Source organism: Saccharopolyspora oryzae, from assembly GCF_027853915.1.
GTDB lineage: Bacteria > Actinomycetota > Actinomycetes > Mycobacteriales > Pseudonocardiaceae > Saccharopolyspora > Saccharopolyspora oryzae.
On the sequence record NZ_JAQGLA010000009.1, the window covers coordinates 148,657 to 171,891 of the forward strand.

Here is a 23,235-nt window from a genome sequence, read left to right on the forward strand (position 1 = left end):
AGAAGGAGGAACGGTCATGACCGAGATCGTCGCCGGGTTCGGCACCTCGCACGGACCGCAGCTCAAAGCCCCGCCGCCGGAAGCCTGGGAGACGAGGGGGAAGGCCGACCGGCGCAGCGAGGGGTTGAAGTTCCGCGGCGGGACGTACACCTACGAGGAACTGCGCGAGCTGCGCGAGGATTTCTCGCACGAGATCACCCCCGAGGTGATGCGGCGGCGCTGGGACAGCTGCCAGCAGTCGATGGACCGGCTCGCGGACTTCGTCCACGCGCAGGACGTGGACGTCCTCGTCATCGTCTCCAGCGACCACAAGGAGACCTACGGGGACGAATGGCTGGCGCCGTTCTCGGTGTACTGGGGCGACGAGGTCGCGCACGTGCCGTTCACGCAGGAGCAGCTCGACGCGATGGCTCCCGGCCTCGCCGAGGCCGCGGCCGGCGACGTCCCGGACCGCACGATCATGCGGCCCACGCATCGCGAACTCGGCAAGCACATCATCCAGTCCACCCAGGCCGAGGACTTCGACACCGGGGCTACCGAGGTCATCCCGGCCGGCCGGTACGGGAACCACACGATCCCGCACGGGTTCGGCTTCATCTACCAGCGGTTCCTCGGCCAGGAGTCGACGGTGCCGATGGTGCCGATCTTCATCAACACCTTCTGGGAACCGAATCCGCCGGGGGCCAAGCGCTGCTACGACTTCGGCCGCGCCGTCGGCCGGGCGATCAGGTCGTTCCCCGGCGATCTGCGCGTCGGCGTGGTCGCTTCGGGCGGGCTCAGCCACTTCGTGATCGACGAGAAGCTGGACCAGGAGTTCATCCAGGCGCTGCGGGACCACGACGCCGGCTACCTGTCGGTGGTCCCGGCCGCCGAGATGCGGTCCGGCGCGTCGGAGCTGCGCAACTGGATCGCGGTGGCCGGGATCGCCGATGAGGCCGGCCTCGACGTGACGAGCGCCGATTACGTGCCGTGCTACCGCACGGAAGCGGGCACCGGCAACGCGATGTGCTTCCTCACCTGGGAACGGAAGTGATCATGTCTCCCGAAGAGATCGTCGCCGCGCTGCGCGGACTCGACAGCTGTGCGGTTTCCGACGCGCTGGACACCCTCGGACTGCCCGGCGCGGTCACCGCGCTGACCCCGATGTGGCCCGCGGGCGCGGTCCTGGCCGGCCGTGTGCGCACCGTCACCGCGGCTCCCAAAGCGACGGACGGACCCGCGACCCACATCGCGTCGCCGCTCGTGGCGACCACCGAGCCCGGCGACGTCGTGGTGATCGACAACCACGGCCGCACCGATGTGTCCTGCTGGGGCGGCCTGCTAGCCGAGGCTGCGGTGCGGCGCGGGGTGGCAGGCGTCATCGTCGACGGCGCCTGCCGCGACGTTCAGGAGAGCGAAGCGCTCGCGCTCCCGGTCTTCGCGCGGACGGCCGTTCCGGTCAGCGCGCGGGGCCGCATCGTGCAGGAAGCCATGGACGAGCGGATCCAGGTGGCCGGTGTCTCGGTAGCAGCGCACGACTACGTGATCGCCGACGTCAACGGTGTGGTCTTCATCGCCGCCGGTGACGCCGAACGCGTCAGCGGCCTCGCGCAGCGCATCGCGGAACGCGAAGCGCGGATGGCCGAGGCCGTCCGCTCGGGCCGCGACGTGCGAGAAGTCATGCACGATTCCCAATTCCCCACAGTCACCGCGGAGCAGCGCTGATGTCCGATCCCATCCTCGACAGGTGCGCGGTGCTCGGCACCGCGACGGTCTCCGACGCCCTCGACAAGCTCAAGCGCCCGGGCAGCCTGCTCGGGCTGGCTCCGCTGTCGGACGGCCAGCGCATGATCGGCCGCGCGTTCACCGTGCGGTACGTGAGCGCGCAGGTCCCCGCAGGCACCGTGGGCGACTTCATCGACCAGGTCGAGCGCGGGCAGGTGATCGTGCTCGACAACGACGGCCGACTCGATTGCACCGTGTGGGGCGACATCCTCACCGCGGTGGCGCACCAGCGCGGCATTTCGGGCACGGTGATCGAAGGCGTCTGCCGAGACACGCACCGGGCGCTGTCCATCGGTTACCCGATCTACAGCCGCGGCCGCTTCATGCGCACCGGCAAGGACCGGGTCGAGGTGGCCGAAGAACGCGGACCGGTGACCATCGGCGGTGTGACCGTCCGGCACGGCGACCTCCTGCTCGGCGACTCCGACGGCGTCGTGGCGATCCCGCGGGACTGCGAGGAACAGGTGCTCGAGACCGCCGAGATGATCCACGCGCGCGAAGAAGCGATCCTCGCCGCTGCCCTCGGCGGCGCGACGATCGCCGAAGCCCGCGCGAAGTACGGCTACCACGATCTGCAGCGGGCGGACTCATGACCACTCTGGACGAAGACGATCGCGAACTGCTAGCGCTGGGCACGGCCACCCTGTACGAGGCTTCCGGCCTCGACTGCTTCCTGGACGCCGCGTTCCGGCCGGCCTGGGACGGTGCGCAGGTGGTCGGCCGCGCGGTGCCGGTATCGGCGCAGGTCGGCGACAACCTCGCGCTGCACCACGGAATCGAGGCGGCTGGCCCCGGCGATGTGCTCGTCGTGGACGCTGGTGGCGCGCCGTTCGGGTACTGGGGCGAGGTGATGGCCGTCGCGGCGCAGGCGCGCGGCATCCGAGGCCTGGTCATCGACGGCGGCGTGCGGGACACCCAGCAGCTCGAGTTGCTGGGCTTCCCGGCGTTCAGCACGGCGATCTCGATCCGCGGGACGGTCAAGCAGTGGCCGGGCACGGTGGGGATCCCGATCACCCTGCGCGGCAGGGTCGTCCGCCGGGGCGACATCGTGGTGGCCGACCGCGATGGGATCGTCGTGCTCCCGGCGGGGGAGTACGACCGCGTCCTGGAGGCCTCTCGAGCTCGCGCGGGGAAAGAAGGGGCCATCATGAACCGCCTCCGTTCCGGTGAGACGACGTTGGACGTCTACGGCTTCCGCCACCTCGGCTCCCCGGTCCGCGAATCCGACCCGGCGAGGTGAACCCATGACTGCCGATGAGGAGCAGCGGCGAATCGACAGCTTCCGCCAGGCGGCCGGAAGGTTCGCCTCCGGCGTCACCGTCGTGACAACGGCACTGGACGGGCACCTCTACGGAATCACGGCGACATCGTTCGTCTCCCTGTCGTTGAACCCGCTTCTGGTGACCGTCTCGATCAACGTGCACAGCCCGATCCTCGACGAGATCCGGGCGAGCGGGGTCTTCGCGATCAACGTGCTCGGCCGCCACCAGCAGCAGGTGTCCGCCTGCTTTGCCCGCCGGGGACGCGGCCGGAGCAAGGAGCGGTTCGACGAGGTCGAGACGCGCACCGAGGCCACCGGAGCGCCGGTCGTCACCGGCGCGCTGAGCTGGTTCGACTGCACCGTGCACACGATGCTGGGCGGCGGCGACCACATCATCCTGGTCGGGGAAGTCGTCTCGGCGGGCGGTGGAACCGGGCAGCCGTTGCTGTACTGGTCGGGCGAATACCGCGAACTCAGCGTGGAGGAGGAAGATCGGGCTGTCGAGGCGGACATCGGCCGGATCTCGGACTCGCTTTCGGTCCAGCTGCACCTGCACGGCATGCGGACCGAGCAGCTCCTGGAAGCGCAGCACGCGGTCGAACCCGCCGCCGCCGCGCTCGCCGCTCGCGAGGCCACCGACGCCCAGGTGGCGCAGTTGCGAGCGCTGGTCGAGGAGTCGGAAAAGCACGTGCAGGACGCAGGCCGGTACAACCCGCTGTCGCTGGAATTCCACGCCCGGCTGGGGCTGCTCAGCGGGAACCCGGCGATCGCCGCGTCGGTGGGCGCGCTCAACCGCCCGCGGGAAAGCGCGTACGCCGTGCACACCAACGCCGAGCGAGCGACCAGGGCGGTGGGCGCGCATCGGCGCATCCTCGAAGCGATCGAGGGCCGCGACGAGACCGCCGCCCGCCGGCTGATGACCGAGCACCTCGGCGTCGTCGCGCAGGGGATGCACTGCTGAACGGAGTGACATGACGCAGACCACGGACGCGGACGTCCTCATCATCGGCGCCGGGCCGGTCGGCCTCGTCGCCGCGCTGGATCTGAGCAGCCGGGGTGTCTCGGCGATCGTCGTGGAGGAACGGGAATTCCTCGAACCGCCGAACGTCAAGTGCAACCACGTCGCCTCGCGCACCATGGAGAGCTTCCGCAGGCTCGGGATCGCCGCCGAGGTGCGCGCGGCCGGACTCCCGCACGACTACCCGCAGGACGTCGCGTTCCGGACCTCGTTGACCGGCCGGGAGCTGTCGCGCATCCCGATCCCGGCGAGCGGGGTGCGGTACACCTCCCGCATCGGCCCCGACACGAGCTGGGCGACGCCGGAGCCGCCGCACCGGATCAACCAGACCTTCCTGGAACCGATCCTCGCCCGACGTGCCGCGGCCGCGCCCGGCGTGACGCTGCTCAACCGGACTCGGTTCCTTTCGCATGAGCAGGATGCGTCATCGGTTTCGGCAATCGTGTCCGATGTGGACGGTTCGGGCGAACGCACGCTGCGCGCCCGGTACTTCATCGGGGCGGATGGCGGCCGCTCGGCGGTGCGCAAGCAGATCGGCGCGAAGCTCAGCGGTGATCCGGTGCTCCAGCACGTGCAGTCCACCTGCATCCGCGCGCCGAAGCTGTACTCGTTGATGTCGGCCTACGAGCCGCGCGCGTGGGGCTACTACACGTTCAACGCCCGGCGCGTCGGCCACGTGTATGCGATCGACGGCACCGAGACGTTCCTCGTGCACACCTACCTGTCACCCGAGGAAGCCGAGACCGAAGGCTCGGTCGACCGCGACGCGGCGATCCGCGCGATCCTCGGGGTGGACGAGGCGTTCGAGTACGACGTCGTCTCGAAGGAGGACTGGGTCGCGCGTCGCCTGCTGGCCGACCGCTTTCGGGACCGCCGGGTGTTCCTCGCGGGCGACGCCTCCCACCTGTGGGTTCCGTTCGCGGGTTTCGGGATGAACGCCGGTATCGCGGATGTGCTCGACCTGACCTGGCTGCTCGGCGCTCATCTGGGCGGCTGGGCCGAGGAAGGGATTCTGGACGCCTACGAAGCCGAGCGGCGGCCGATCACCGAGCAGGTGTCGCACTTCGCGATGGACCACCAGCGGAAGCTCGCGCGGCCGGGACTCCCCGGAGCGCTCGAAGACGACACCCCGGAAGGGGAGGCAGCGCGTCGATCCTTCGGTGCCGCGGTGCGCGAGCTCAACGAGCCGCAGTTCGCCGCTGCCGGGCTGAACTACGGGTACGCCTACCACGGCTCCCCGATCATCGCCTACGACGGCGAGGACGCTCCCGGCTACACGATGGGCACTTACGTTCCGTCCACTGTGCCGGGTTGTCGCGCACCGCACTTCACCTTGGCCGACGGATCTTCGCTCTACGACCACCTCTCGCCCGGATACACCGCTGTCGTCAGGCTCGGTGCAGACGTTGCCGTGCTGACCGAGGAGGCGGAACGCCGAGGAATCCCGTTCGGCGTCGTCGAGGTGGATGTGGCGCCGGGGGAGTACCGGCACCCGATCACCTTGGTTCGCCAGGACCAGACGGTGGTCTGGCGGGGTGGTGCACCGGATCGGGAGGAGGCCGCGCAGCTGTGGGAGCAGCTGCGCGGCGCGAACGCCGGGTGATCGGCAGCGGAAGGGCGGGGCCTCCTGGGGAGCGGCCCCGCCCTTCCTGCTGCTCAGCGGCGGATGATTTTGGTGGCAGCCATGGCTTTCAGCCCTTCGACGCCGAACTCCAGCCCGTAGCCCGAGGACTTCGTCCCGCCGAACGGAATCGCCGGATCGACCCCGCCGTGCTGGTTGATCCACACGGTGCCGGCCTCCAGCCGCTGCGCCACCACCTCCGCTTCGTCGGGATCGGGTCCCCACACCGAGGCGCCCAAGCCCTGGTCGGTGCTGTTGGCCCGGCGCACCGCGTCGTCCACCTCGGAGTACCGGATCACCGGCAGCACCGGGCCGAACTGCTCCTCGTCGACCACGGGGGCGCCGTCCTCGACGTCGGCGATGATCGTCGACCGGTAGAACAGCGGACCCAGTTCCGCCGCCGGCTCGCCTCCGGTGACGATGCGGGCGCCGCGTTTCCGGGCGTCCTCCACCAGCTGGGACACGATCTCGAACTGCGCGGGGTTCTGCACCGGTCCGAGCCGGTTCGCCTTGTCGCTACCCGGTCCCATGGGTGCTTTCTCGGCGCGTTCGGCCAACGCCGACACGACGTCGGCGTAGATCGATTCGTGCACGTACAGCCGCTTGAGCGCCGCGCACACCTGGCCGGTGTTCATGAAAGCCGCCCAGAAGAGCTTGTCCGCGACGGCGTCCACGTCGGTGCCGGGCAGCACGATCGCGGCGTCGTTCCCGCCGAGTTCCAGGGTGAGGCGGGCGAGGTTGCCCGCCGAGCTTTCGACGATCCGCCGCCCGGTCGCGGTCGACCCGGTGAACACGATCTTGGCGATCCGGGGGTGTGCGGCCAGCGCGGCACCGACCTCGCGATCCCCGGAAATCGCGGTGAGCACGTCCGCGGGGAGGTGCCGGCGGAAGATCTCGGCGAGGGCGAGCACGCTCAGCGGGGTGTTCTCGGAAGGCTTGAGCACCACCGCGTTCCCCATCCGCAGCGCCGGGGCGAGGTGCCACACGGCGATCATCACGGGGAAGTTCCACGGGCCGATGGACGCGACCACACCGAGCGGGACGTAGTGCAGCTCCGCGCGCGACGTGCCATCGTCCTCCAGCACCTGCGGTTCCAGCACCGCGTCCGCCGCGGCCCGCAGCCAGTGCGCAGCGGCGTGGGCTTCACCGGCACCACCGGCTTTGCCCTGCTCGTGGGTGATGATCTCGCCGAGTTCTTCGGCGTGCGCGTCGATGTCGTCGGCGATGACGTGCAGGAGCCGCGACCGTTCGGCGTGTCCCGAAGCGGCCCAGCCGGGTTGTGCGGCAGCGGCAGCGGAGATCGCGGCGTCCAGCTCGTCGACCGTGTGGACGGGTGCGTGGCCGATGACTTCGCGCGTCGCGGCGTCCAGGATCGGCCGCCCGCGGCCCTCCGGAACCGAGACGGTGGTCAGCAGTGAGTTCATGAGGGGCCCCTTCGGTAAAAGACTACATTGAATATAGTGAATTACGGGCGACGGGGCCACCACCGAATTCCGCGGCCGCGGTTCAGCGCAGGCGCGCGAGGGTTGCCACGCGCAGCCCGGTGTGGAGTTCCCGCCGCACCTTTCCGTCGGAGAGGTCGACATCGGCGACCGCGCGCACCCGGTCCAACCGGTAGTAGAGGGTGCTGCGGTGGATGTGGAGCGCTTGAGCCGTCCGTTGCGCGTCGCAGCCGCAGTCGAGGTACGTCTCCAGGGTGTGCGCGAGATCGGGCCCGGACTGCGCGTCGAGCAGCAGCCGAACGGCGTCGGGGAGATCCGCGGCGCCGAGGTCCTCGAGCGGGAGTTGCAGCAGCAGCCGGTCCAGTCCCAGGTTCGACCAGTGGGCCACGCGGTCGCACCCGGGATCGGTGATGCCGCCGCGCAGGGCGATCCGGGCTTCCCGCTGCGACCGGTACGCGCGGGACAGCGGCGCGTGCGCTCCGCCGACTCCGGCGTGCAGACCGGAAAAGGCGGGCTGCGCAAGGAGGGTCGACAACCGCTCGGTGTCGACCTCGTACGGCACGAGCAGTACCGCTTCGCCGCCGAGCACCGCGCCGACCGCCTTCAGGGTGGGGAAGCCGGGGATGGTCGACAGCGCCCGGTCCAGCACCAGCCGGAGTGTTGCCGAACTGGGTTCGGCTCGGGGCGGGGAGGCGATCGAGATGACCGTGTAGTGCGGGACCGGGGAGAGCAGGCCGCTCGCGAGCAGTTCGTCGGCCGCTCGGACGCGCTGGTCGCCGTTGCCCTCCAGGAGTCCGGTGAGCAGTCGCAGCGCGCGATCCTCGTCTTCGCGGTTGCCGAGCGCCATGGCAGCCAGCAGCAGTCCGATCTGGGCCCGGCGTTCGCGGAGCTCGTCGTCGTCCTCGTAGGCGGATTCGTCGTCCTCGGGGATCGTCGAGGAGAGGTAGCCGACGAGCCGTCCCTCGTGCCGGACCGGTGCGACCAGGCGGGACTGGCCGCCGTCGAGCGGCGGGATGCGGACCGGGCCCTGCGCTCGGCTCACCCGGTAGTCCCGGATGGACTCCCGGGCCCGCGAAGATCCTTTGTGGGACAAGATTATCGCCAGCCGCGCGTGATCGACGTCCTGGTCGTGCACGCTGAACGCGATCACCGTGAAATCGACGTCGAACACGATGATGGGCCGGCCGAGCCGGTCGGCGTAGGCCTGGACCTGTCCTTCGAGATTCATCGCCCGCCTTTCCGATGGCCGCGGTGCTCGCGCGGCCGAGCGCAGGTCGGCTCCGCGGTGATCCGCCGCCCGTTGCCAGTCCGCTCGAGCTTTGCTTATATTCATTATAGACATTTGACGAGAGGGATCCGCATGGCTCAGATGACAGGCGGTGACGCGCTCGCCAGGGCGCTCATCAGCGAGGGCGTCGACACGGTTTTCGGCATTCCCGGGGTCCAGCTGGACGGGCTCACCGACGGCGTGTACCGCGTGCGGGAGGAGCTGGAGCTGCTCGTGCCGCGGCACGAGCAGGCCACCAGCTACATGGCCGACGGCTACTACCGCGCGTCCGGGCGGCCTGGGGTTGCGATGGTCGTGCCCGGGCCGGGTGTCCTGAACGCCGGCGCGGGAATGGCGACGGCCTACGCGTGCTCGTCGCAGGTGATGCTGCTGGCCGGGACCATTCCGTCGCCGCTCGTCGGCTCGGGACTCGGTGCGCTGCACGAGATCCCGCGGCAGACCGACACCGTCGAGGGGCTGACGAAGTGGTCCGCGCGGCCGACGCGGGTCGAGGAAATCCCGGATCTGGTGCACGAGGGGTTCCGGCAGATGCGCACCGGGCGGCCGCGTCCGGTCGCGCTCGAACTGGGTCCTGATCTGCTGCACGCAGTGGCCGACCTCGATCCGGGCGAGCCGTTCGCGGTCCAGCAGCCGGAAGCCCCGGAGGGGGAAGTCGCCGAACTCGCGCGATTGCTGGCGGCGAGCAGCCGGCCGGTGATCCACGTCGGGGGCGGGATGCGGGACCCGCGTGCGTTCGAACTCCTGGCGCGGCTGGCCGAACTGCTCGACGCTCCCGTGGTCATGAGCGAGAACGGACGCGGTGCGATCGACGCGCGGGATCCGCACGCGCTGCCCGCGTTCGCGTTGTGGGAGCTGCGGGCCGCTGCGGATCTCGTGATCTCGTTCGGCAGCCGGTTCCTGACTCCGTTCGGGCAGCAGCTGAACATCGGCGACGCGCGGCTCGCGCTGGTCAACATCGACGCGGCCGACCTCCGCCCGCCGCGTCGCCCGGACCTCGCGGTCAACGCCGACGCGGTGACCGTGCTGGCGGCACTGGTCGAGCGGCTCGTGCCTCGCTCGACCTGGGGCGACGAGCTGCGCAGGCTCCGCGAGGACTGCGATGCCCGCATCCGGGAACAGGCCGCTCCGCAGATGGAATTCGTCGACGCGATCCGCGCGGCACTGCCCGAAGACGGGATCTACGTCAACGAGCTGACGCAGATCGGATACGTGTCGACGTACGGCTTTCCGGTGCAGGCGCCGAGGTCCTACGTGTGGCCCGGATACCAGGGCACGCTCGGCTACGCGATGCCGACCGCCCTCGGCGCTGCGGTGGGTGCGGGCGGCCGCCCGGTCGTGGCGGTGACCGGTGACGGCGGCATCGGCTGGTCGATGCAGGAGTTCGCGACGGCCAAGAAGTACGGCATCCCGCTGGTGACGGTGCTGTTCGAGGACTCCCGGTTCGGCAACGTGTGGCGCATCCAGCGCGACACCTACGGCGGCCGGTTCATCGGCTCAGACCTGACCAATCCCGATTTCGGCGTCCTCGCGCAGTCTTTCGGGCTGGACTTCGCGCTCGCCGAAGACGCCGAAGCCGTCGAGAAGCACGTGGCGGCAGCGATCGCGGCCCGCCGCCCGGCGATCGTGAAGGTGCCGGTCGACGTGTTCCCGTCCCCGTGGCCGCTGATCCACGAAAGGCACTGAGGCGGACCGGCTCGGTCAGGCGGCGGCGCCGACGTGGCTCAGCGCGAGCGACGCCAGCGACGCCGCCTGGTCACCGAGCACGCTGTCGTCGAACAGCGCACGCGGCGAGTGGTTCATCTCCGCCATGTCGGGGTCGATCCCGTCCGGGGTGGCGCCGAGGAAGACGAAGGCACCGGGAACTTCGTTCAGCACAGCGGAAAAGCTCTCCGACGCCATCACCGGATGCTCAAGAGCGAGCGCGCGATCTGCGCCGAACAGATCGCCGAGGACGTTCAAAGCGCGCGCGGCGGTCTTCGGATCGTTCTCCGTGACGGGATAGACCGACCGGATCTCGGATTCCGCACGGCAACCGAACGCCGAGGCGATCCCGTCCGCGAGCGATGGCAGCTCCCGGGAGAGGATCTCAACGCTGTCCCGGGAAAGCGCGCGAATCGTCGCCCCGAGCGTCGCTTCGTCGGGGATCGCGTTGATGATCTCGCTCGCCTGCATCTTGGTCACCGACAGCACGACCGGGTCGAACACCGGGAACCGCCGGGTGACGTAGGTGTGCAGTGCCGAGATGATCTGCGCCGCAGCGGGAACCGGATCCACCGCCTGGTGCGGACGCGACCCGTGGCCGCTTCGCCCGAGCACGCGCACGGTCAAGCTGCTGGCTCCGGCCATGACCGCTCCGGGGCGGGTCGAGAACACGCCTGCCCGGCCGGGCAGGACGTGGATGCCGTACGCCGCCTCGGCGCGTTCTCCTGCTGCCGAGAGCACGCCCTCCTCGATCATCCGCCGCGCGCCCCCGCCCGCTTCCTCGCCGGGCTCGAACATGAACACCACCGAGCCCTCGATTTCCGCACGGCGCGCGCTGAGCAGCTTCGCCGCGCCGACGAGCGCAGCCGTGTGCAGGTCGTGCCCGCAGGCGTGCATCAAGCCGCGCTCCTGCGAAGCGAACGGCAACCCGGTCTCCTCCGTGACGCGCAGCGCGTCCATGTCGGCTCGCAGCACGACGGACGGTCCGGGACGCACGCCGCGAAGCACTGCGACGATCGACGTGAAGTCGTGCGGGCCGGGCGTCACTTCGAGATCGAGCCCGTCCAGCGCGGTCAGGACGGCGCGCTGAGTGCGGGGGAGGGCGAACCCGGCTTCGGGATGGGCGTGCAGGGCTCGGCGGAAGGCGATCAGGTCGGGCAGCAGCGCGGCGGCGTCGGCGAGGATCGGGGCGGACACCGGCATCGGGGCTCCTTCGACACGGGTGCGCGCCGCGCTGGAGACACACCTGGCTAATGACTACAATCAATATAGATGATCCCGAGTGTGCGGGGCTCCGGTCCGCCTCTAATCTGTTACTACGCGTGACCCGCGTTGGCGACGTCACCGGAACGAGCACTTCGGAGGACTTCTTGCCGCAGATCACGAACACCGTCGCCGCCGTCCAGGTCGCCCGCGCGCTCGAGGACGAGATCATCTCGGAGGGCTGGAGCGCCGGGCACTTCATCGGGCGCCGCCAAGAGCTGATGGCACGCTTCGGGGTTGCGCCGGCGACGCTGAGCGAGGCGATCCAGCTGCTGCGCGCCCGCGGGATCGTCGACGCGAAACCCGGTCCGGGTGGCGGAATCTTCGTCGCGACGCGCTCGCCGTTCATGCACCTCAGCGATCAGCTGCTGCAACTGCGCGAGGGGAAGGCGACCGTGGAGAACTGCCTCCGCGTCCTCGACGCGCTCGACGGTTCGGTGCTGCACGACGCGGTCGAGAACGCGAACGACGAGGACATCGCCGAGATCGCCGCGTGCGCTGAGACGCTGCAGGCGGCGTGGAATTCCGCCGAGGCGCCGACCGCTATCTGGGCGCTGCACGCGCGGATCGCCCAGGTGTCGCCGAACGAGCTGTTGCGCAGCCTGTACACGAACCTGGTCGACTACATCATCGCGGCGGGGCTCGAAGGCGTCACCGCGCCGACCACCCAGGAGCGGCTGCGGACCCACCTCGATTTCGCCGAGGCGGTCGCCAGCCGGGACCACGAACTCGCGGACTCGGCGATCTCGCGGCATCGCCGCCTGGTGGTGGCCTCCCGGCCCTCCTGACTCCTCGAGCCGGAGAAATTCGTGGATGTACGCGCGCTCAAAATTGTGTATATTCATTACAGCTAATCTCCGGCTCGAGGAGGATGCATGCTGCTGGAGCTCCGCAGTGTGGTCGACCGCGTACTCGCCGCCCCCGATCGCTCGGCCCGCGGCGCACTTCCCCCGATACGCCTGTCGCAGAACGAAATGCCGTGGGCGCCCGCGGACGTGATCGTCGCCGCGATGACCGAGGCGGTCCGGAACGCCCACCGCTACCCCGATTACCACCGTTCCGCGGCGCGCGCCGCGGTCGCCGGGGCGATGGGGCTCGACCCCGGGCGGATCGCGATCGACAACGGCTCCGGCACCCTGCTGCACGCACTCGCCCGGCTCGTGTGCGAACCAGGAGTGCACGGCGTTCGCCCCGCACCGTCCTTCGAGGCATATGCGGCCGCGCTGTCGCTGGCCGGCGCGGAGTCCACAGAGGTCGGTCTCGACGGGAACGGCGCGATGGACCTCGACGCGATGCTCGCCGCGGTCGGCCCGGAAACCCGCATCGTCTACCTCTGCAATCCCAACAACCCGACGGGTGGGATGCGCGGCGTCGAGGACATCCGGGACTTCCTGCGGCGAGTCCCGCCGAGCGTCCTGGTCGTCGTCGACGAGGCGTACCGCGAGTTCGTGTCTTCCGAACCGGTCGACGCCACTGTCGGATTGCTCGACGAGTTCGAGAACCTCGTGCTGCTGCGGACGCTGTCCAAAGCGCACGGTTTGGCGGGGATCCGCGTCGGCTACGCCGCGGCCGCGCCGCGCATCGCGGAAGCGCTGCGCCGCACCTCGGTCGGGTTCGCGCTCAACAGCGTGGCCGAAGCCGCGGTCATCGCGGCACTGGGACCGGACGGATTGGCGGTGGCGAAGGAGAGAACCGCGGTCATCGTCTCGGAACGCGCCCGAGTCGAGGCCGCGCTCGAGGCCGGAAACGTCTCCTTCGTCCCCAGTCAAGCGAATTTCCTTTTCCTGCACGGTGATGCTGCGGACCTGCTGGCCCGGCTCGAAGCGCGCGGCGTTCTCGCCCGGCCGTTCCCGAAGGCGGGCGGGGCGCGGGTGACGATCGGGCTGCCCGAGGAGAACGACGCCGTGCTCGCCGCCCTTCTCTGATCCGACGCTGCGGTCCGGCGCGCTTTTCCGCTCGTGCGGCCGCGGGTTTCCTCCGACACCGTGTCGGAGGAAACCGGAAGGACTTCGGAGCGCCGCTCGAAGAGGCGCCACACCCGAGTTCTTACGCTCACAGGCAAGACAGACGGAGCGGTCTGTCCCCGCGGCGGGGCTCCGATCGCTCGCAGGGAGAGGTGTGGCAGTGACGGAGCGCCTATTCGTGCAGGACCGGCGGGCATCGCTGCGCCGCTCGGTCACCGGCGGTGTGCTCAAAGCAACCCTTCTCGCCGGGCTCACGCTGATCTTCGTCTACCCCGTGGCGATGATCGTGCTCGGGGCCTTCCGCGACGGGTTGCCGTCGGACGACATGCCGTTCACCGTCGGCGGCCTCCTCGCGGCGTTCGAAACGCCCGAGACCTGGCAGACCCTGTGGAACTCGGTCGTGCTGGTCGTCGTGTGCGGCACCATCTCGGTCGCCGGCGGCGGGCTGTTCGCCTGGATCGCCGCCAACACGAACGTTCCCGGGCGGCGGCTGCTCACCCCGATCATGGTGATCAACCTCTTCGTCCCGCCGCTGTTCCACACGCTGGGCTGGATCATGCTCGGCAACGCGCAGAACGGTTTGCTCAACCAGGTCGGCCGGGCGCTCGGCACGCACGGTCCGCTGATCGACGTCCAGGGCTGGGGCGGGCTGATCCTGCTGACCTCGCTGGGGTACATGCCGTTCGCCTACCTGCTGCTGCTCGGTGCGTTCAAGAACCGGGACCAGTCGCTCGACGAGGCCGCCGCGATCAGCGGGGCGGGCACCGTGCGCACGTTCTTCACCATCACCGTGCCGTCGGTCGGCCCGGCGATCACCGGCGCTGCCCTGCTCATCGCGGTGCTGGTGTTCCAGTCGTTCGACGGACCGCAGCTGATCGGCCGCCAGGCGGGCATCTACGTCTTCTCGACGCAGATCTACCGCTACGTCCGGGACGAAGCACCCGCCGAGTACACCAAGGCGTTCGCGCTCTCGCTCGTGCTGATCGTGCTGGTGCTGCTGCTGTTCCTCGCCCAGCGCTGGATGCTGCGGGGTCGCAGCTTCACCACGCTCACCGGGAAGACCTCGCGGCGCGATCCGCAGGAGCTGGGCCCGATCCGGTGGCTCCTGGCCGCGCTCATCGTCGTGGTCGTGCTGCTGAACTTCCTGCTCCCGCTGTTCGCGATGGTGCTCGGCAGCCTCCAGCCGATCTTCGGCGTCGCCAGCACCGGTTTCACCCTCGACAACTACGTCACGATGCTCACCGATCCGCAGTTCAGCTCGAGCCTGGCGCTCACCGCGTGGCTCGCGGTCATCGGTGGTTTCGGCTCGATCTCGATCGCACTGCTCACGACCTACGTCACCGCGCGGCGCAAGGGATTCCTGCGGGGCTACACCTCGTTCGCCGTGTGGATCCCCTGGGCGCTTCCCGGCGTCGTGCTCGGGCTGGCCTACATGTTCGCCGTGCTCTACATTCCCGCCTTCCGCGGGCTCTACGGCTCGGCGTTCCTGATGACGCTCGTGCTCATCGTCGCCACGATCCCGGTCTCCAGCCGCATCGCCGAGGGTGCGCTGGCCCAGCTGTCGCCCGAACTGGAGGAAGCGGGCCGCATGTCCGGCGCGAGCGCGGGACGCGTGCTCGTGACCATCGTGCTGCGCCTGGTCATCCCGAGCTTCCTCGCCGGGTGGTTCCTTTCCGCCCTCTTCATCTCCGGGAACCTCGCCGTGCCGATGCTGCTGGCCCCGCCCGGCCTCGAACCCGTGTCGCTGACCGCGTTCCAGCAGTTCCTCACCGGTGACATGTCCCGGGGCGCGGCGCTTTTCATGATCATCCTGATCGCCGCGTTCGCCGTCCTCGCGCTCGCCGCGCTCTCCGCCAAGATCGGCGGCCGGCTCCGCGGCCGCTCCGACCGGTCCGCGGGCCCGCTCTCCCGAATCACCGCCTGACCCGAGAGGAAGAACAATGAAGTTCTCCCGCACGAAGCTGCGCACGCAGGCGCTGGCGCTCACCGCCGGTCTGCTCGCCGCGCTCACCGCCTGCACGTCGGCGGGCGCGACCAAGTCGAGCACGCCGGTCGAGGTGCCCGGTGCGTCGGCCGAGGCCAACAAGTACATGAACGAGCTGTACGACAAGGCGTTCGCTGCCGGGCACACCCAGCTCGTGCTGTACGGGCCCGGGGTGACCGCGAACCAGGCCATGAACGACGTGTTCGTGAAACGCTTCCCCGGCATCAAGCTGCTCCCGCAGGACCAGGCCGACGCCCAGATCCTCACCAAGCTCGACACCGAGGCGCAGAGCGGCAACCGCATCGCGGACATCTACGTCGGCGGCGAATCGCCCCAGGCGGCGGAGAAGCCGAACATCTGCACGCCCGCGGACGTGCGCACCGCCGAACCCGGCTTCCAGGTCCCGACCGACAACGACGGCAGGCTCACCTACTTCGCGCTGCGCTACTTCGGGTTCGTGTACAACACCGACCAGGTGCAGAAGCAGGACGCGCCGAAGACCTGGCACGATCTGCTCGACCCGAAGTGGAAGGGCAAGATCGCGGTCGGCGACATGACCGTCCCCGGCGGCATCCGCTACATCCTGACCTCGCTGATGGTGCCCGAGAACGAGCAGAAGTGGGGTCGCTCCTACATCCAGGAACTGGCGGCCCAGGACCTGCAGATCTCGCAGTCGGAGCCGGTGGTGCCCACCGACGTCGCCAGCGGCCGGTTCCCGGTCGGCATCGCCGTGTACCAGGGCTACTACGAGCAGCAGAAGAAGAAGGGGGCGCCGATCGACATGGTGTTCCCCCTCCAGGACGGCGGGAACTTCATGGCCCGGTCGGCCCTGTGCCTCATCAAGGACGCGCCGAACGCCGAGGTCGCCCAGCTGTACGTCAACTGGCTCTACTCCCCGGAGGGCCAGCAGGCGCTGGCGGAGAAGGACAACTCCTACGGCCGGACGCCGACCGCGCCCGGCCCGGCCGGCCTGCCGCCGCTGGACAAGCTTCCGCGGCTGCCGTTCTCCAACCCCGACCCCGCGTTCAACAAGCCCTACTTCGACTTCATCAACCAGGCGTTCAAGAAGTGACGCAGGCGTCGTTCCCGTTGCGGCCGAGGAGAAAGCGCAGATCACGATGACCGAGGTCCAGGTATCCGGACTCACCAAGAAGTACGGCGCGAAGGCGGCGCTGCACGAACTGGATCTGACGATCGCGTCCGGGCAGTTCGTGACGTTGCTCGGCCCCTCGGGCTGCGGCAAGACGACCACGTTGCGCTGCTTGGCCGGGCTGGAGCGGCCGACCTCGGGACGGATCGCCATGGGCGACCGGATCGTGGTCGACACCGCGCGGCGCACGTTCGTACCCGCGGACAAGCGGCGGGTCGGCATGGTGTTCCAGAGCTACGCGCTCTGGCCGCACCTGAACGTCACGGACAACGTCGCCTACCCGCTCAAGGTCGCCCGGATTCCTGGCCGGGAGCGCGCGCAGCGCGTGCAGGAGATGCTCGACGCCGTCGGCCTTTCCGACCTCGGGAAGCGCCCGGTCACCGCCCTGTCGGGCGGCCAGCAGCAGCGCGTGGCGCTGGCCCGCGCGCTGGCCGCCCGGCCGGGCATCATCTTCTACGACGAACCCCTGTCCAATCTGGACAGCAAGCTGCGGTACCAGATGGGGCAGCAGGTGCGAGCCCTGCACAACCGGTTCGAGACGACCTCGGTCTACGTGACGCACGACCAGGAGGAAGCGATCACGCTGTCGGACCGGATCATCGTGATGAACGAGGGCGTCATCGTGCAGGACGGCACGCCCAGCACTCTGTACGACCGGCCGAATTCCGCGTACGTAGCGGATTTCATGGGCTTCCAGAACATCCTGCCGGGCACCGTTGTCGGGGTGCGCGGCAAGACCGCAGAAGTGCGCGTCGACGACACCTCGCACGTGTTCTCCGGGATCACGACCGGCGAAGCGTCGGTGGGGAACCGGGCCGACATCGCGTTCCGCGCGGCGCACGCCCGGCTGTGCCCCGCCGGAAGCACCGGAACCGGAAAGTTCCGCGGCACCGTGGAGCGGACGACCTACCTCGGCAGCGCGGTCAACCTCCTGGTCCGGTCGGACGGGCTCCCGATGCGCGTGCGCGCCGAGACGGCGGAGCTGTCCGCGGACGCGGTTCCGGCGGCCGGTGAGGAGCACACCTTCGCGGTGAACCCGGACCGGGCCGTCGTGATCGTGCGCGAGGGCGCGACGCCTGCCGCGGACGACTACCTGACCACGATGACCGATGCCGTCGTCGCGCCCCGCTGACGCCGGACGAAGGGATGAATCCGTGCCCGACTTTCCCACGCCCCGTTCCGACGGGCCGCGGATCCGGGAGCTCGCCGAGATCGGCGGGCGCACCGACACCCGCGACGTCCTCTCCCACGCGACCAAGCAGGCGGAGCGGGAGTACGACGACTACTTCATCGTCGACATCGACGCCCACGTCTCGGAGGACCACTTCTGGGGCGAGGTCCTCGAACTCATCGACAACGACGTGTGGCGCCACATCGGGATGGATCAGCTCGGCAAGTTCGCCGGCAACAACGCGCTGCTGAACATCCAGCCCGGGATGTCGCACCAGAGCGTCGGCGGGCGGATCGGGCACCAGGGCCGCAAGGAGCCGCTGGACGGCGAGTCCGGGCACCCGTTCGTCACCGCGGCGCGGCGCGGCATGGACGCGATGGGGCTCGACTACCAGGTCGTGTTCCCGAGCGCGATGCTGCTGCTGGGCATGCACCCGCAGGACGAGATCGAGGTCGTGCTGGGGCGGGCGTTCAACCGCTGGCTGACCGAAGTCGTGCTCCCGCAGGACGATCGGCTCAAAGGCATGCTGTACCTGCCGTACAACACGCCGGAGGTCTGCGAGGAACTCGTCGAGAAGTACGCCGGCGACGACGGGATCATCGGGTACACGGTGTGCTCGACCCGCAACAACCCGGTGCACTCGGACGTGTACACGAGGCTGTACGGGCTGATCGAAGCGAGCGGCAAACCGCTGGCGTTCCACTCCGGCTACCACTGGGGCGACCCGTCCTTCGCCCAGCTGAACCGGTTCCTGTCGATGCACGCGCTGTCCTTCACGCACTACAACCAGATCCACGTGACCAACTGGATCATCAACGCGATGCCCGAGCGGTTCCCGGACCTCAAGATGGTCTGGGTGGAGAGCGGATTGGCGTGGATCCCGTTCCTCATGCAGCGGCTCGACCACGAGGTGCTGATGCGCCCTAGTGAGGCCCCGGGCCTGACTCGCCTGCCGAGCGAGTACATGAAGGAGATGTGGTACACGAGCCAGCCGATGGAGCGCACCAGCATGGAGCTCCTGGAAGCGGGGATGAAGGCGTTCAACGCCGAAACGCAGCTGCTGTACTCGTCGGACTGGCCGCACTGGGACTGGGACGCTCCGTCGACGATCACGCGCCTGCCGTTCTTGTCGGAGCAGGCCAAGCGCAACATCCTCGGGCTCAACGCCGCCCGCGTGTTCAACCTCCCCACCGACCGCCGGAAGCCCGCCGCGAAGAGCGTGCTCCAGGAACGCCCCGGGATCTCGTGACATGACTTCGACTCCGGAACTGACCTCGTTGGTCGCGCGCCTGGGCGAGCTGACCCGTGATGTCACCGAGCACGACCGGGCCGCCGAGGTCGCCGATGAGGACATCGCCGACCTCCTCTACGCGGCAGCACGCCTGTTCTCGGCGAAAACCGACCGGGTGGGCAAGATCGCGTGGCCGGTCCACGAGGATGCCCTGACCGCGACCGAGACGGTCGTTCTGGTGACAGCGCTGCTGGACGCCGCCGACGTGAACCTGTTCGACATGGCAATCTGGTACCGGAGGGCGGAATGAGCACCGCGCACCGCGACGTCGTCGTCGCCGGACTGGCCGACCTCCGCGAACGCGAACGCATCGTGGTCGAAGTGGACGGTCTGGAACTTGGCGTCTACTTCCACGCGGGCGAGGTGCGGGCATGGCACAACGCGTGCCCGCACCAGGGCGGCCCGGTTTGCCAGGGAAATCTCATGCCGCGGACGATCCAGCCGCTGCGCGAGGACCGCAAGAACGCCGGACCCGCCTTCCACCCGGCCGACCGCAACATCGTGTGCCCTTGGCACGGCTTCGAATTCGACGTCCTCACGGGGCGGCATCCGGCGAATCCTGACGTCGGGCTGCGGCCGATCCCGGTACGCGTGGAGGACGACGAGGTCATCGTGACGATCTGACGACTGGTGGCACGTCCCCGGGACCTTGCTGCCCCGGCGACTTGGTCAGTCCGAGAGTTCCCACAGGAGCCGGTAGTACGTGATCCGTTCCTGGTCCGGGGCGATTCCGTAGGCCTCGAGCAGCGGGTCTTCCCAGCCCGGGCCGTAGTTCCACTGCGTGCTCCACGTGGCGATGGCGAGGTCGGCCCAGCGGTCGGCGACGCCGAGGGCACCGAGGTCGACGTGTCCGGTGCACGTGCCGTCGTCTCCGACCAGGGTGTTGGGGGCGCAGGCGTCGCCGTGGCAGACGACGAGCTCGTCGGCAGGCGGGATGTCGGTGAGCACGCCGAGCGCGCGCTCGACGGTGCCGATGTGCTGGAGGTCTTCATGCCAGTCCGCCGGATCGATGCGGTCTGCCGCTGCTCGTGATCGCACTGCTTCCAGGCGCTTTTCGGCGGACCAGTCGAAGGGGCAGTCCGCGACGGGCAGCGCGTCGTGGAGCGCGCGCAGCCCGGCTCCGATCGCGCGTACTGCTGTGCCGGGGTCGCGCTTCCAGCGGTCGTCCACCGCCGTGCGTCCGGGCAGGCCGTGCGTGACGATCCAGGCCCCTGCTTCGTCAGCGCCCTGGTCGAGCACGCGCGGCACCACGGTGAACTTCGCCGCCCAGCGCAGGCGTGCCACCTCGGCCGCGAGGTCGATGCCGCTGCCTGCCGGTGTCCACTTCACGAACTGCCGCTGGTCACCCAGGCCGACTTGGAACGTCAGCCCGCCGAGCTCGTTCTCCCAAACGGCCCGCGTCGGCCGCCCTGCCGCAAGCTCGGTGACGATGCGCGGGATGTCCACGGGGCCTTGAGGTGCTGCGGCGATCACCCGCTCATTCTTGCCGGACCCGCCCGTGGTCGGCCAGCCAATTTTGGGCGTCGCCCGTTGCCCACCCGCGGTGTGGTGGGCAACGGGCGCACCAGCAGCGCTGCTGCGGAGGAAGGGTTACGCGAAGCCCGCCGTGGTGTGCGGGGCGTAGGCCTCTTCCAGGTACTGCGCTTCCTCGTCGTCGAGCGTCACGTCCACGGCGGCGATCGCGTCCTGGAGGTGGGTCACCTTGGTCGCTCCCACGATCGGCGCGGAGACCACCGGCTTGCGCAGGAGCCACGCGAGAGCGAGCTGCGCCGCGGGGACCCCGCGCTTGCCCGAGATCTCCTGCAATCGCTCGACGATCGTCCGATCGCTGTCCAGGTACAGGGTCTTCCCGAATTCGTCGGTCTCGGAGCGGGCAGTCGAGACGTCCCAGGGGCGGGTCAGCCGACCCCGCGCCAGCGGGCTCCACGGGATCGAACCGACTCCCTGGTCCGCGCAGAACGGCAGCATCTCCCGCTCTTCCTCGCGGTAGAGCAGGTTGTAGTGGTTCTGCATGGTGACGAACCGCGTCCAGCCGTTGCGCTCGGCGGTGAACTGGGCCTTGGCGAACTGCCAGGTGTGCATGGAGGAGGCACCGATGTAGCGGGCCTTGCCCGCCTTCACCACGTCGTGCAGCGCCTCCATGGTCTCCTCGATGGGCGTGTCGTAGTCCCACCGGTGGATCTGGTAGAGGTCGACGTAGTCCGTCCCGAGCCGGCGCAGGCTGTTGTCGATCTCGGCGAGGATCGCCCGGCGCGACAGCCCGGCGCCGTTGGGCCCCGGGCGCATCCGGTTGCGCACCTTGGTGGCGATCACGACTTCCTCGCGCGGGACGAAGTCCTTCAGAGCACGTCCGACGATCTCCTCGCTGGAGCCGTTCGAGTAGACGTTGGCCGTGTCGAAGAAGTTGATTTCCGCGTCGAGCGCGGCGCGGATGATCTCGCGGCTGGGCTCCTCCGGAAGGGTCCAGGTGTGGCTGCCGCGATCCGGCTCCCCGAAGCTCATGCAGCCCACGCAGATCGACGAGACCTCCAGGCCGGTCGTTCCGAGTCGGGTGTAGCGCATGCTCGTCCTCCTACTGGTCCTGCTTGCTGCTCCAGTACCTACCGGTCGGAGGACCGCTGTTCAACTCAGCCCGCATCCTGCGCAGAACGCAGCCGACCCCAGGACGCGATTCCAGTCCGACGTGGGAACGGACTTCGCTTTCCGGAGCGGGCGGATTCCTGCCCGGCATTGTTGGCCCGAAGCATCCGTTGTGGACAGAGGTCCCGCGCTTTCTCATATATCGAGCAACGACTTTCGTTGGCTTGCAAGGGAAGTCTTGACCGGGTGTTGGAGCCGACTGTAGCGTCCCTCTCGCTAATTGAGCAGCGATGCTCATATATTGATAAACTCAGGGAGTCGGCGATGACCCACCCGAAGAGTGCGTCGCAGGTCGATCCACCGTTGTCCGGATTCCGGGTGCTGGAACTCGGGAACTTCATCGCAGCACCGTTCGCGAGCCGGATCTTCGCGGACTTCGGTGCCGAAGTCGTCAAGATCGAGCGCCCGGGTGCGGGTGACGAGCTGCGGGGCTGGCGGCGCAGCCGGGGCAGCACCTCGATGATGTTCCGGACGATCGCCCGGAACAAGAAGTCGATCACGCTGGACCTGCGGACCGACGAGGGGCGCGAGCTGGTCCTCGACCTGGCCCGCTCCTGCGACGTGGTGATCGAGAACTTCCGGCCGGGGACCCTCGAGCGGTGGGGCCTCGGTCCGGAGGAGCTCACCGCGGCGAACCCGGACGTGGTGCTGGTCCGGATCTCGGGGTACGGGCAGACCGGCCCCTACCGGGACCGAGCCGGGTTCGGCGGGGTCGCCGAGGCGTTCGCCGGGTTGCGGCAGGTCACGGGGCACCCGGATCGCCCACCGGTACGGCCCGCGGCTCCGATCGGCGACGCGCTGGCCGGGCTCTACGGTGCGATCAGCGCGCTGATGCTCCTGCTGGCCAGGGCGCACGGGCGGCCGCACGCCGGGCCGAGGGTGGCCGATGTGGCGCTCTACGAGTCCGTGTTCATGGCCATGGAGTCGCTGGTCCCGGACATGGACGCGTACGGCGAGATCCGCCGGCGCACGGCGGGGAACCTCCCGGGTGTCGTGCCGAGCGGCGTCTACCCGACCTCCGACGGGCAGTCGGTGATGATCGCGGGCAACTCCAGCGGCGTGTTCGGCCGGCTGATGGCCGCGGTCGGACGCCCGGACCTCGGCGAGGACCCGGCGCTGGCCGATGGCAGCGCCCGCGACGCGCGCGAGAGCGAGCTCGACGCTGCGATCAGCGACTGGACCCGTCGGCGCACGGCCCCGGAAGTCGTCGAGGTCCTCGGAACGGCCGGGGTTCCGGTCGGCCCGGTGTACGACGCCGCGGGTATCGCCGAGGACCCGCACTTCCAGGCTCGGGGCATGGTGCGCCCCCTCAAGGTCGTCGTCGAGGAGGCCCCGGAGGAGATCCGGTTCCCCGGTGTCGTCCCCCGATTGCCCGGTGCGCCCGGTGACGTTCGGTGGGCAGGCCCCGAACTCGGGGAGCACACCGGAGAAGTGCTGGGCGGCGTCCTGGGGCTCGATGCCGACCGGATCGCGGCGCTGCGCGCGAAAGGCGTCGTCTGATGACCGGGCCGGGCAGTGTCGACGGGGTCGAGATCACCGACGTCGTGCTGCGGGACGGCCTGCAGGACGAGCCGGTCGTGGTCGCCGTCGAGGACCGGGTCCGGATCGCGGAGGCGCTGGTCGCGGCGGGGGTCACCCGGATCGAGGCAGCGTCGTTCGTGAACCCGGTCCGGGTTC

General features: G+C 69.5%; 21 protein-coding genes and 1 pseudogene. 17 read left to right on the forward strand and 5 right to left on the reverse strand.

All coding sequences use genetic code 11. The features are described from left to right. The first annotated feature begins 16 nt into the window (after positions 1 to 16). Genes OU415_RS09135 through OU415_RS09160 form a run of 6 tightly spaced genes read left to right on the forward strand, consistent with a single transcriptional unit; the run spans position 17 to position 5,646 of the window. Entirely contained in the window at positions 17 to 1,033 is a 1,017-nt protein-coding gene (locus tag OU415_RS09135) for a DODA-type extradiol aromatic ring-opening family dioxygenase (RefSeq protein WP_270948171.1), read from the forward strand. Positions 1,034 to 1,035: 2 nt separating this feature from the next. Beyond that, positions 1,036 to 1,704, forward strand: coding sequence for an RraA family protein (locus OU415_RS09140; protein ID WP_270948172.1), 669 nt, complete (start codon positions 1,036 to 1,038; stop codon positions 1,702 to 1,704). Then, positions 1,704 to 2,357: an RraA family protein gene (locus OU415_RS09145; protein WP_270948173.1), complete on the forward strand. Its 654-nt coding sequence runs from the start codon at positions 1,704 to 1,706 to the stop codon at positions 2,355 to 2,357. The genes OU415_RS09140 and OU415_RS09145 overlap by 1 nt, the downstream gene beginning before the upstream one ends. Beyond that, entirely contained in the window at positions 2,354 to 3,004 is a 651-nt protein-coding gene (locus tag OU415_RS09150) for a 4-carboxy-4-hydroxy-2-oxoadipate aldolase/oxaloacetate decarboxylase (RefSeq protein WP_270948174.1), read from the forward strand. Before OU415_RS09145 ends, OU415_RS09150 begins: the two co-directional genes overlap by 4 nt. 4 nt (positions 3,005 to 3,008) lie before the next feature. Beyond that, positions 3,009 to 3,986: a flavin reductase gene (locus tag OU415_RS09155; protein WP_270948175.1), complete on the forward strand. Its 978-nt coding sequence runs from the start codon at positions 3,009 to 3,011 to the stop codon at positions 3,984 to 3,986. 10 nt (positions 3,987 to 3,996) lie between these two features. Further along, on the forward strand, positions 3,997 to 5,646 hold the full coding sequence (locus tag OU415_RS09160) for an FAD-dependent monooxygenase (RefSeq protein ID WP_270948176.1): 1,650 nt from the start codon (positions 3,997 to 3,999) through the stop codon (positions 5,644 to 5,646). Between the two features lie 53 nt (positions 5,647 to 5,699). Here the strand turns inward: OU415_RS09160 and OU415_RS09165 are convergent, their stop codons facing one another. Together OU415_RS09165 and OU415_RS09170 are read right to left on the reverse strand one after the other, a co-directional pair. Beyond that, a complete protein-coding gene (locus OU415_RS09165) occupies positions 5,700 to 7,088 on the reverse strand; it encodes an aldehyde dehydrogenase family protein (RefSeq protein WP_270948177.1) in 1,389 nt (462 codons plus the stop codon). Positions 7,089 to 7,170: 82 nt separating this feature from the next. Further along, entirely contained in the window at positions 7,171 to 8,334 is a 1,164-nt protein-coding gene (locus OU415_RS09170) for a PucR family transcriptional regulator (protein ID WP_270948178.1), read from the reverse strand. Positions 8,335 to 8,466: 132 nt separating this feature from the next. Between OU415_RS09170 and OU415_RS09175 the strand changes: the two genes are divergently transcribed. Next, positions 8,467 to 10,077: a thiamine pyrophosphate-binding protein gene (locus OU415_RS09175; RefSeq protein ID WP_270948179.1), complete on the forward strand. Its 1,611-nt coding sequence runs from the start codon at positions 8,467 to 8,469 to the stop codon at positions 10,075 to 10,077. Between the two features lie 15 nt (positions 10,078 to 10,092). Here OU415_RS09175 and OU415_RS09180 read toward each other — a convergent pair whose 3' ends face one another. Continuing rightward, a complete protein-coding gene (locus OU415_RS09180) occupies positions 10,093 to 11,298 on the reverse strand; it encodes a M20 metallopeptidase family protein (protein WP_270948180.1) in 1,206 nt (401 codons plus the stop codon). Positions 11,299 to 11,417: 119 nt separating this feature from the next. Between OU415_RS09180 and OU415_RS09185 the strand changes: the two genes are divergently transcribed. The 8 genes from OU415_RS09185 (at position 11,418) to OU415_RS09220 (ending at position 19,542) form a co-directional block, all read left to right on the forward strand. Continuing rightward, complete coding sequence (locus OU415_RS09185) at positions 11,418 to 12,146, forward strand: FadR/GntR family transcriptional regulator (RefSeq protein ID WP_270948181.1); 729 nt, start codon at positions 11,418 to 11,420, stop codon at positions 12,144 to 12,146. 87 nt (positions 12,147 to 12,233) lie between these two features. Further along, positions 12,234 to 13,283 (forward strand): pyridoxal phosphate-dependent aminotransferase, encoded by a 1,050-nt coding sequence (locus tag OU415_RS09190; protein WP_270948182.1) that lies wholly within the window; start codon positions 12,234 to 12,236, stop codon positions 13,281 to 13,283. A gap of 199 nt (positions 13,284 to 13,482) precedes the next feature. Beyond that, the gene (locus tag OU415_RS09195; protein ID WP_270948183.1) at positions 13,483 to 15,246 is read left to right on the forward strand and encodes an ABC transporter permease; all 1,764 of its coding nucleotides are present in this window, start codon (positions 13,483 to 13,485) and stop codon (positions 15,244 to 15,246) included. A gap of 16 nt (positions 15,247 to 15,262) precedes the next feature. Then, on the forward strand, positions 15,263 to 16,378 hold the full coding sequence (locus OU415_RS09200) for an ABC transporter substrate-binding protein (protein WP_270948184.1): 1,116 nt from the start codon (positions 15,263 to 15,265) through the stop codon (positions 16,376 to 16,378). 46 nt (positions 16,379 to 16,424) lie between these two features. After that, positions 16,425 to 17,588: an ABC transporter ATP-binding protein gene (locus OU415_RS09205; RefSeq protein ID WP_270948185.1), complete on the forward strand. Its 1,164-nt coding sequence runs from the start codon at positions 16,425 to 16,427 to the stop codon at positions 17,586 to 17,588. Positions 17,589 to 17,610: 22 nt separating this feature from the next. Then, positions 17,611 to 18,876: an amidohydrolase family protein gene (locus OU415_RS09210; RefSeq protein ID WP_270948186.1), complete on the forward strand. Its 1,266-nt coding sequence runs from the start codon at positions 17,611 to 17,613 to the stop codon at positions 18,874 to 18,876. A gap of 1 nt (position 18,877) precedes the next feature. Continuing rightward, on the forward strand, positions 18,878 to 19,168 hold the full coding sequence (locus OU415_RS09215) for a hypothetical protein (protein ID WP_270948187.1): 291 nt from the start codon (positions 18,878 to 18,880) through the stop codon (positions 19,166 to 19,168). Beyond that, a complete protein-coding gene (locus OU415_RS09220; protein WP_270948188.1) occupies positions 19,165 to 19,542 on the forward strand; it encodes a Rieske (2Fe-2S) protein in 378 nt (125 codons plus the stop codon). The genes OU415_RS09215 and OU415_RS09220 overlap by 4 nt, the downstream gene beginning before the upstream one ends. A 45-nt stretch (positions 19,543 to 19,587) precedes the next feature. Here the strand turns inward: OU415_RS09220 and OU415_RS09225 are convergent, their stop codons facing one another. Further along, positions 19,588 to 20,391 carry an aminoglycoside 3'-phosphotransferase gene (locus tag OU415_RS09225; protein WP_270948189.1) on the reverse strand — a complete coding sequence of 268 codons (804 nt, stop codon included), beginning with the start codon at positions 20,389 to 20,391 and terminating at the stop codon, positions 19,588 to 19,590. A gap of 117 nt (positions 20,392 to 20,508) precedes the next feature. Next, a complete protein-coding gene (locus OU415_RS09230) occupies positions 20,509 to 21,480 on the reverse strand; it encodes an aldo/keto reductase (RefSeq protein WP_270948190.1) in 972 nt (323 codons plus the stop codon). 342 nt (positions 21,481 to 21,822) lie between these two features. On the opposite strand from OU415_RS09230, the gene OU415_RS09235 reads away from it, so the two are divergent. Further along, a complete protein-coding gene (locus OU415_RS09235; protein WP_270948191.1) occupies positions 21,823 to 23,058 on the forward strand; it encodes a CaiB/BaiF CoA transferase family protein in 1,236 nt (411 codons plus the stop codon). Further along, positions 23,058 to 23,235: pseudogene (locus tag OU415_RS09240) on the forward strand (hydroxymethylglutaryl-CoA lyase); the annotation flags it as partial. The gene OU415_RS09235 and the pseudogene OU415_RS09240, both read left to right, overlap by 1 nt.

Excerpts from the sequence above, each read along its gene's own strand:
- OU415_RS09175 (WP_270948179.1), top strand. The coding sequence starts at position 8,467 with ATGGCTCAGATGACAGGCGGTGACGCGCTCGCCAGGGCGCTCATCAGC.
- OU415_RS09170 (WP_270948178.1), bottom strand. The coding sequence starts at position 8,334 with ATGAATCTCGAAGGACAGGTCCAGGCCTACGCCGACCGGCTCGGCCGG.
- OU415_RS09165 (WP_270948177.1), bottom strand. The coding sequence starts at position 7,088 with ATGAACTCACTGCTGACCACCGTCTCGGTTCCGGAGGGCCGCGGGCGG.
- OU415_RS09200 (WP_270948184.1), top strand. The coding sequence starts at position 15,263 with ATGAAGTTCTCCCGCACGAAGCTGCGCACGCAGGCGCTGGCGCTCACC.
- OU415_RS09190 (WP_270948182.1), top strand. The coding sequence starts at position 12,234 with ATGCTGCTGGAGCTCCGCAGTGTGGTCGACCGCGTACTCGCCGCCCCC.
- OU415_RS09180 (WP_270948180.1), bottom strand. The coding sequence starts at position 11,298 with ATGCCGGTGTCCGCCCCGATCCTCGCCGACGCCGCCGCGCTGCTGCCC.
- OU415_RS09145 (WP_270948173.1), top strand. The coding sequence starts at position 1,704 with ATGTCCGATCCCATCCTCGACAGGTGCGCGGTGCTCGGCACCGCGACG.
- OU415_RS09230 (WP_270948190.1), bottom strand. The coding sequence starts at position 21,480 with ATGCGCTACACCCGACTCGGAACGACCGGCCTGGAGGTCTCGTCGATC.
- OU415_RS09135 (WP_270948171.1), top strand. The coding sequence starts at position 17 with ATGACCGAGATCGTCGCCGGGTTCGGCACCTCGCACGGACCGCAGCTC.
- OU415_RS09155 (WP_270948175.1), top strand. The coding sequence starts at position 3,009 with ATGACTGCCGATGAGGAGCAGCGGCGAATCGACAGCTTCCGCCAGGCG.
- OU415_RS09150 (WP_270948174.1), top strand. The coding sequence starts at position 2,354 with ATGACCACTCTGGACGAAGACGATCGCGAACTGCTAGCGCTGGGCACG.
- OU415_RS09205 (WP_270948185.1), top strand. The coding sequence starts at position 16,425 with ATGACCGAGGTCCAGGTATCCGGACTCACCAAGAAGTACGGCGCGAAG.
- OU415_RS09140 (WP_270948172.1), top strand. The coding sequence starts at position 1,036 with ATGTCTCCCGAAGAGATCGTCGCCGCGCTGCGCGGACTCGACAGCTGT.
- OU415_RS09215 (WP_270948187.1), top strand. The coding sequence starts at position 18,878 with ATGACTTCGACTCCGGAACTGACCTCGTTGGTCGCGCGCCTGGGCGAG.
- OU415_RS09160 (WP_270948176.1), top strand. The coding sequence starts at position 3,997 with ATGACGCAGACCACGGACGCGGACGTCCTCATCATCGGCGCCGGGCCG.
- OU415_RS09220 (WP_270948188.1), top strand. The coding sequence starts at position 19,165 with ATGAGCACCGCGCACCGCGACGTCGTCGTCGCCGGACTGGCCGACCTC.
- OU415_RS09235 (WP_270948191.1), top strand. The coding sequence starts at position 21,823 with ATGACCCACCCGAAGAGTGCGTCGCAGGTCGATCCACCGTTGTCCGGA.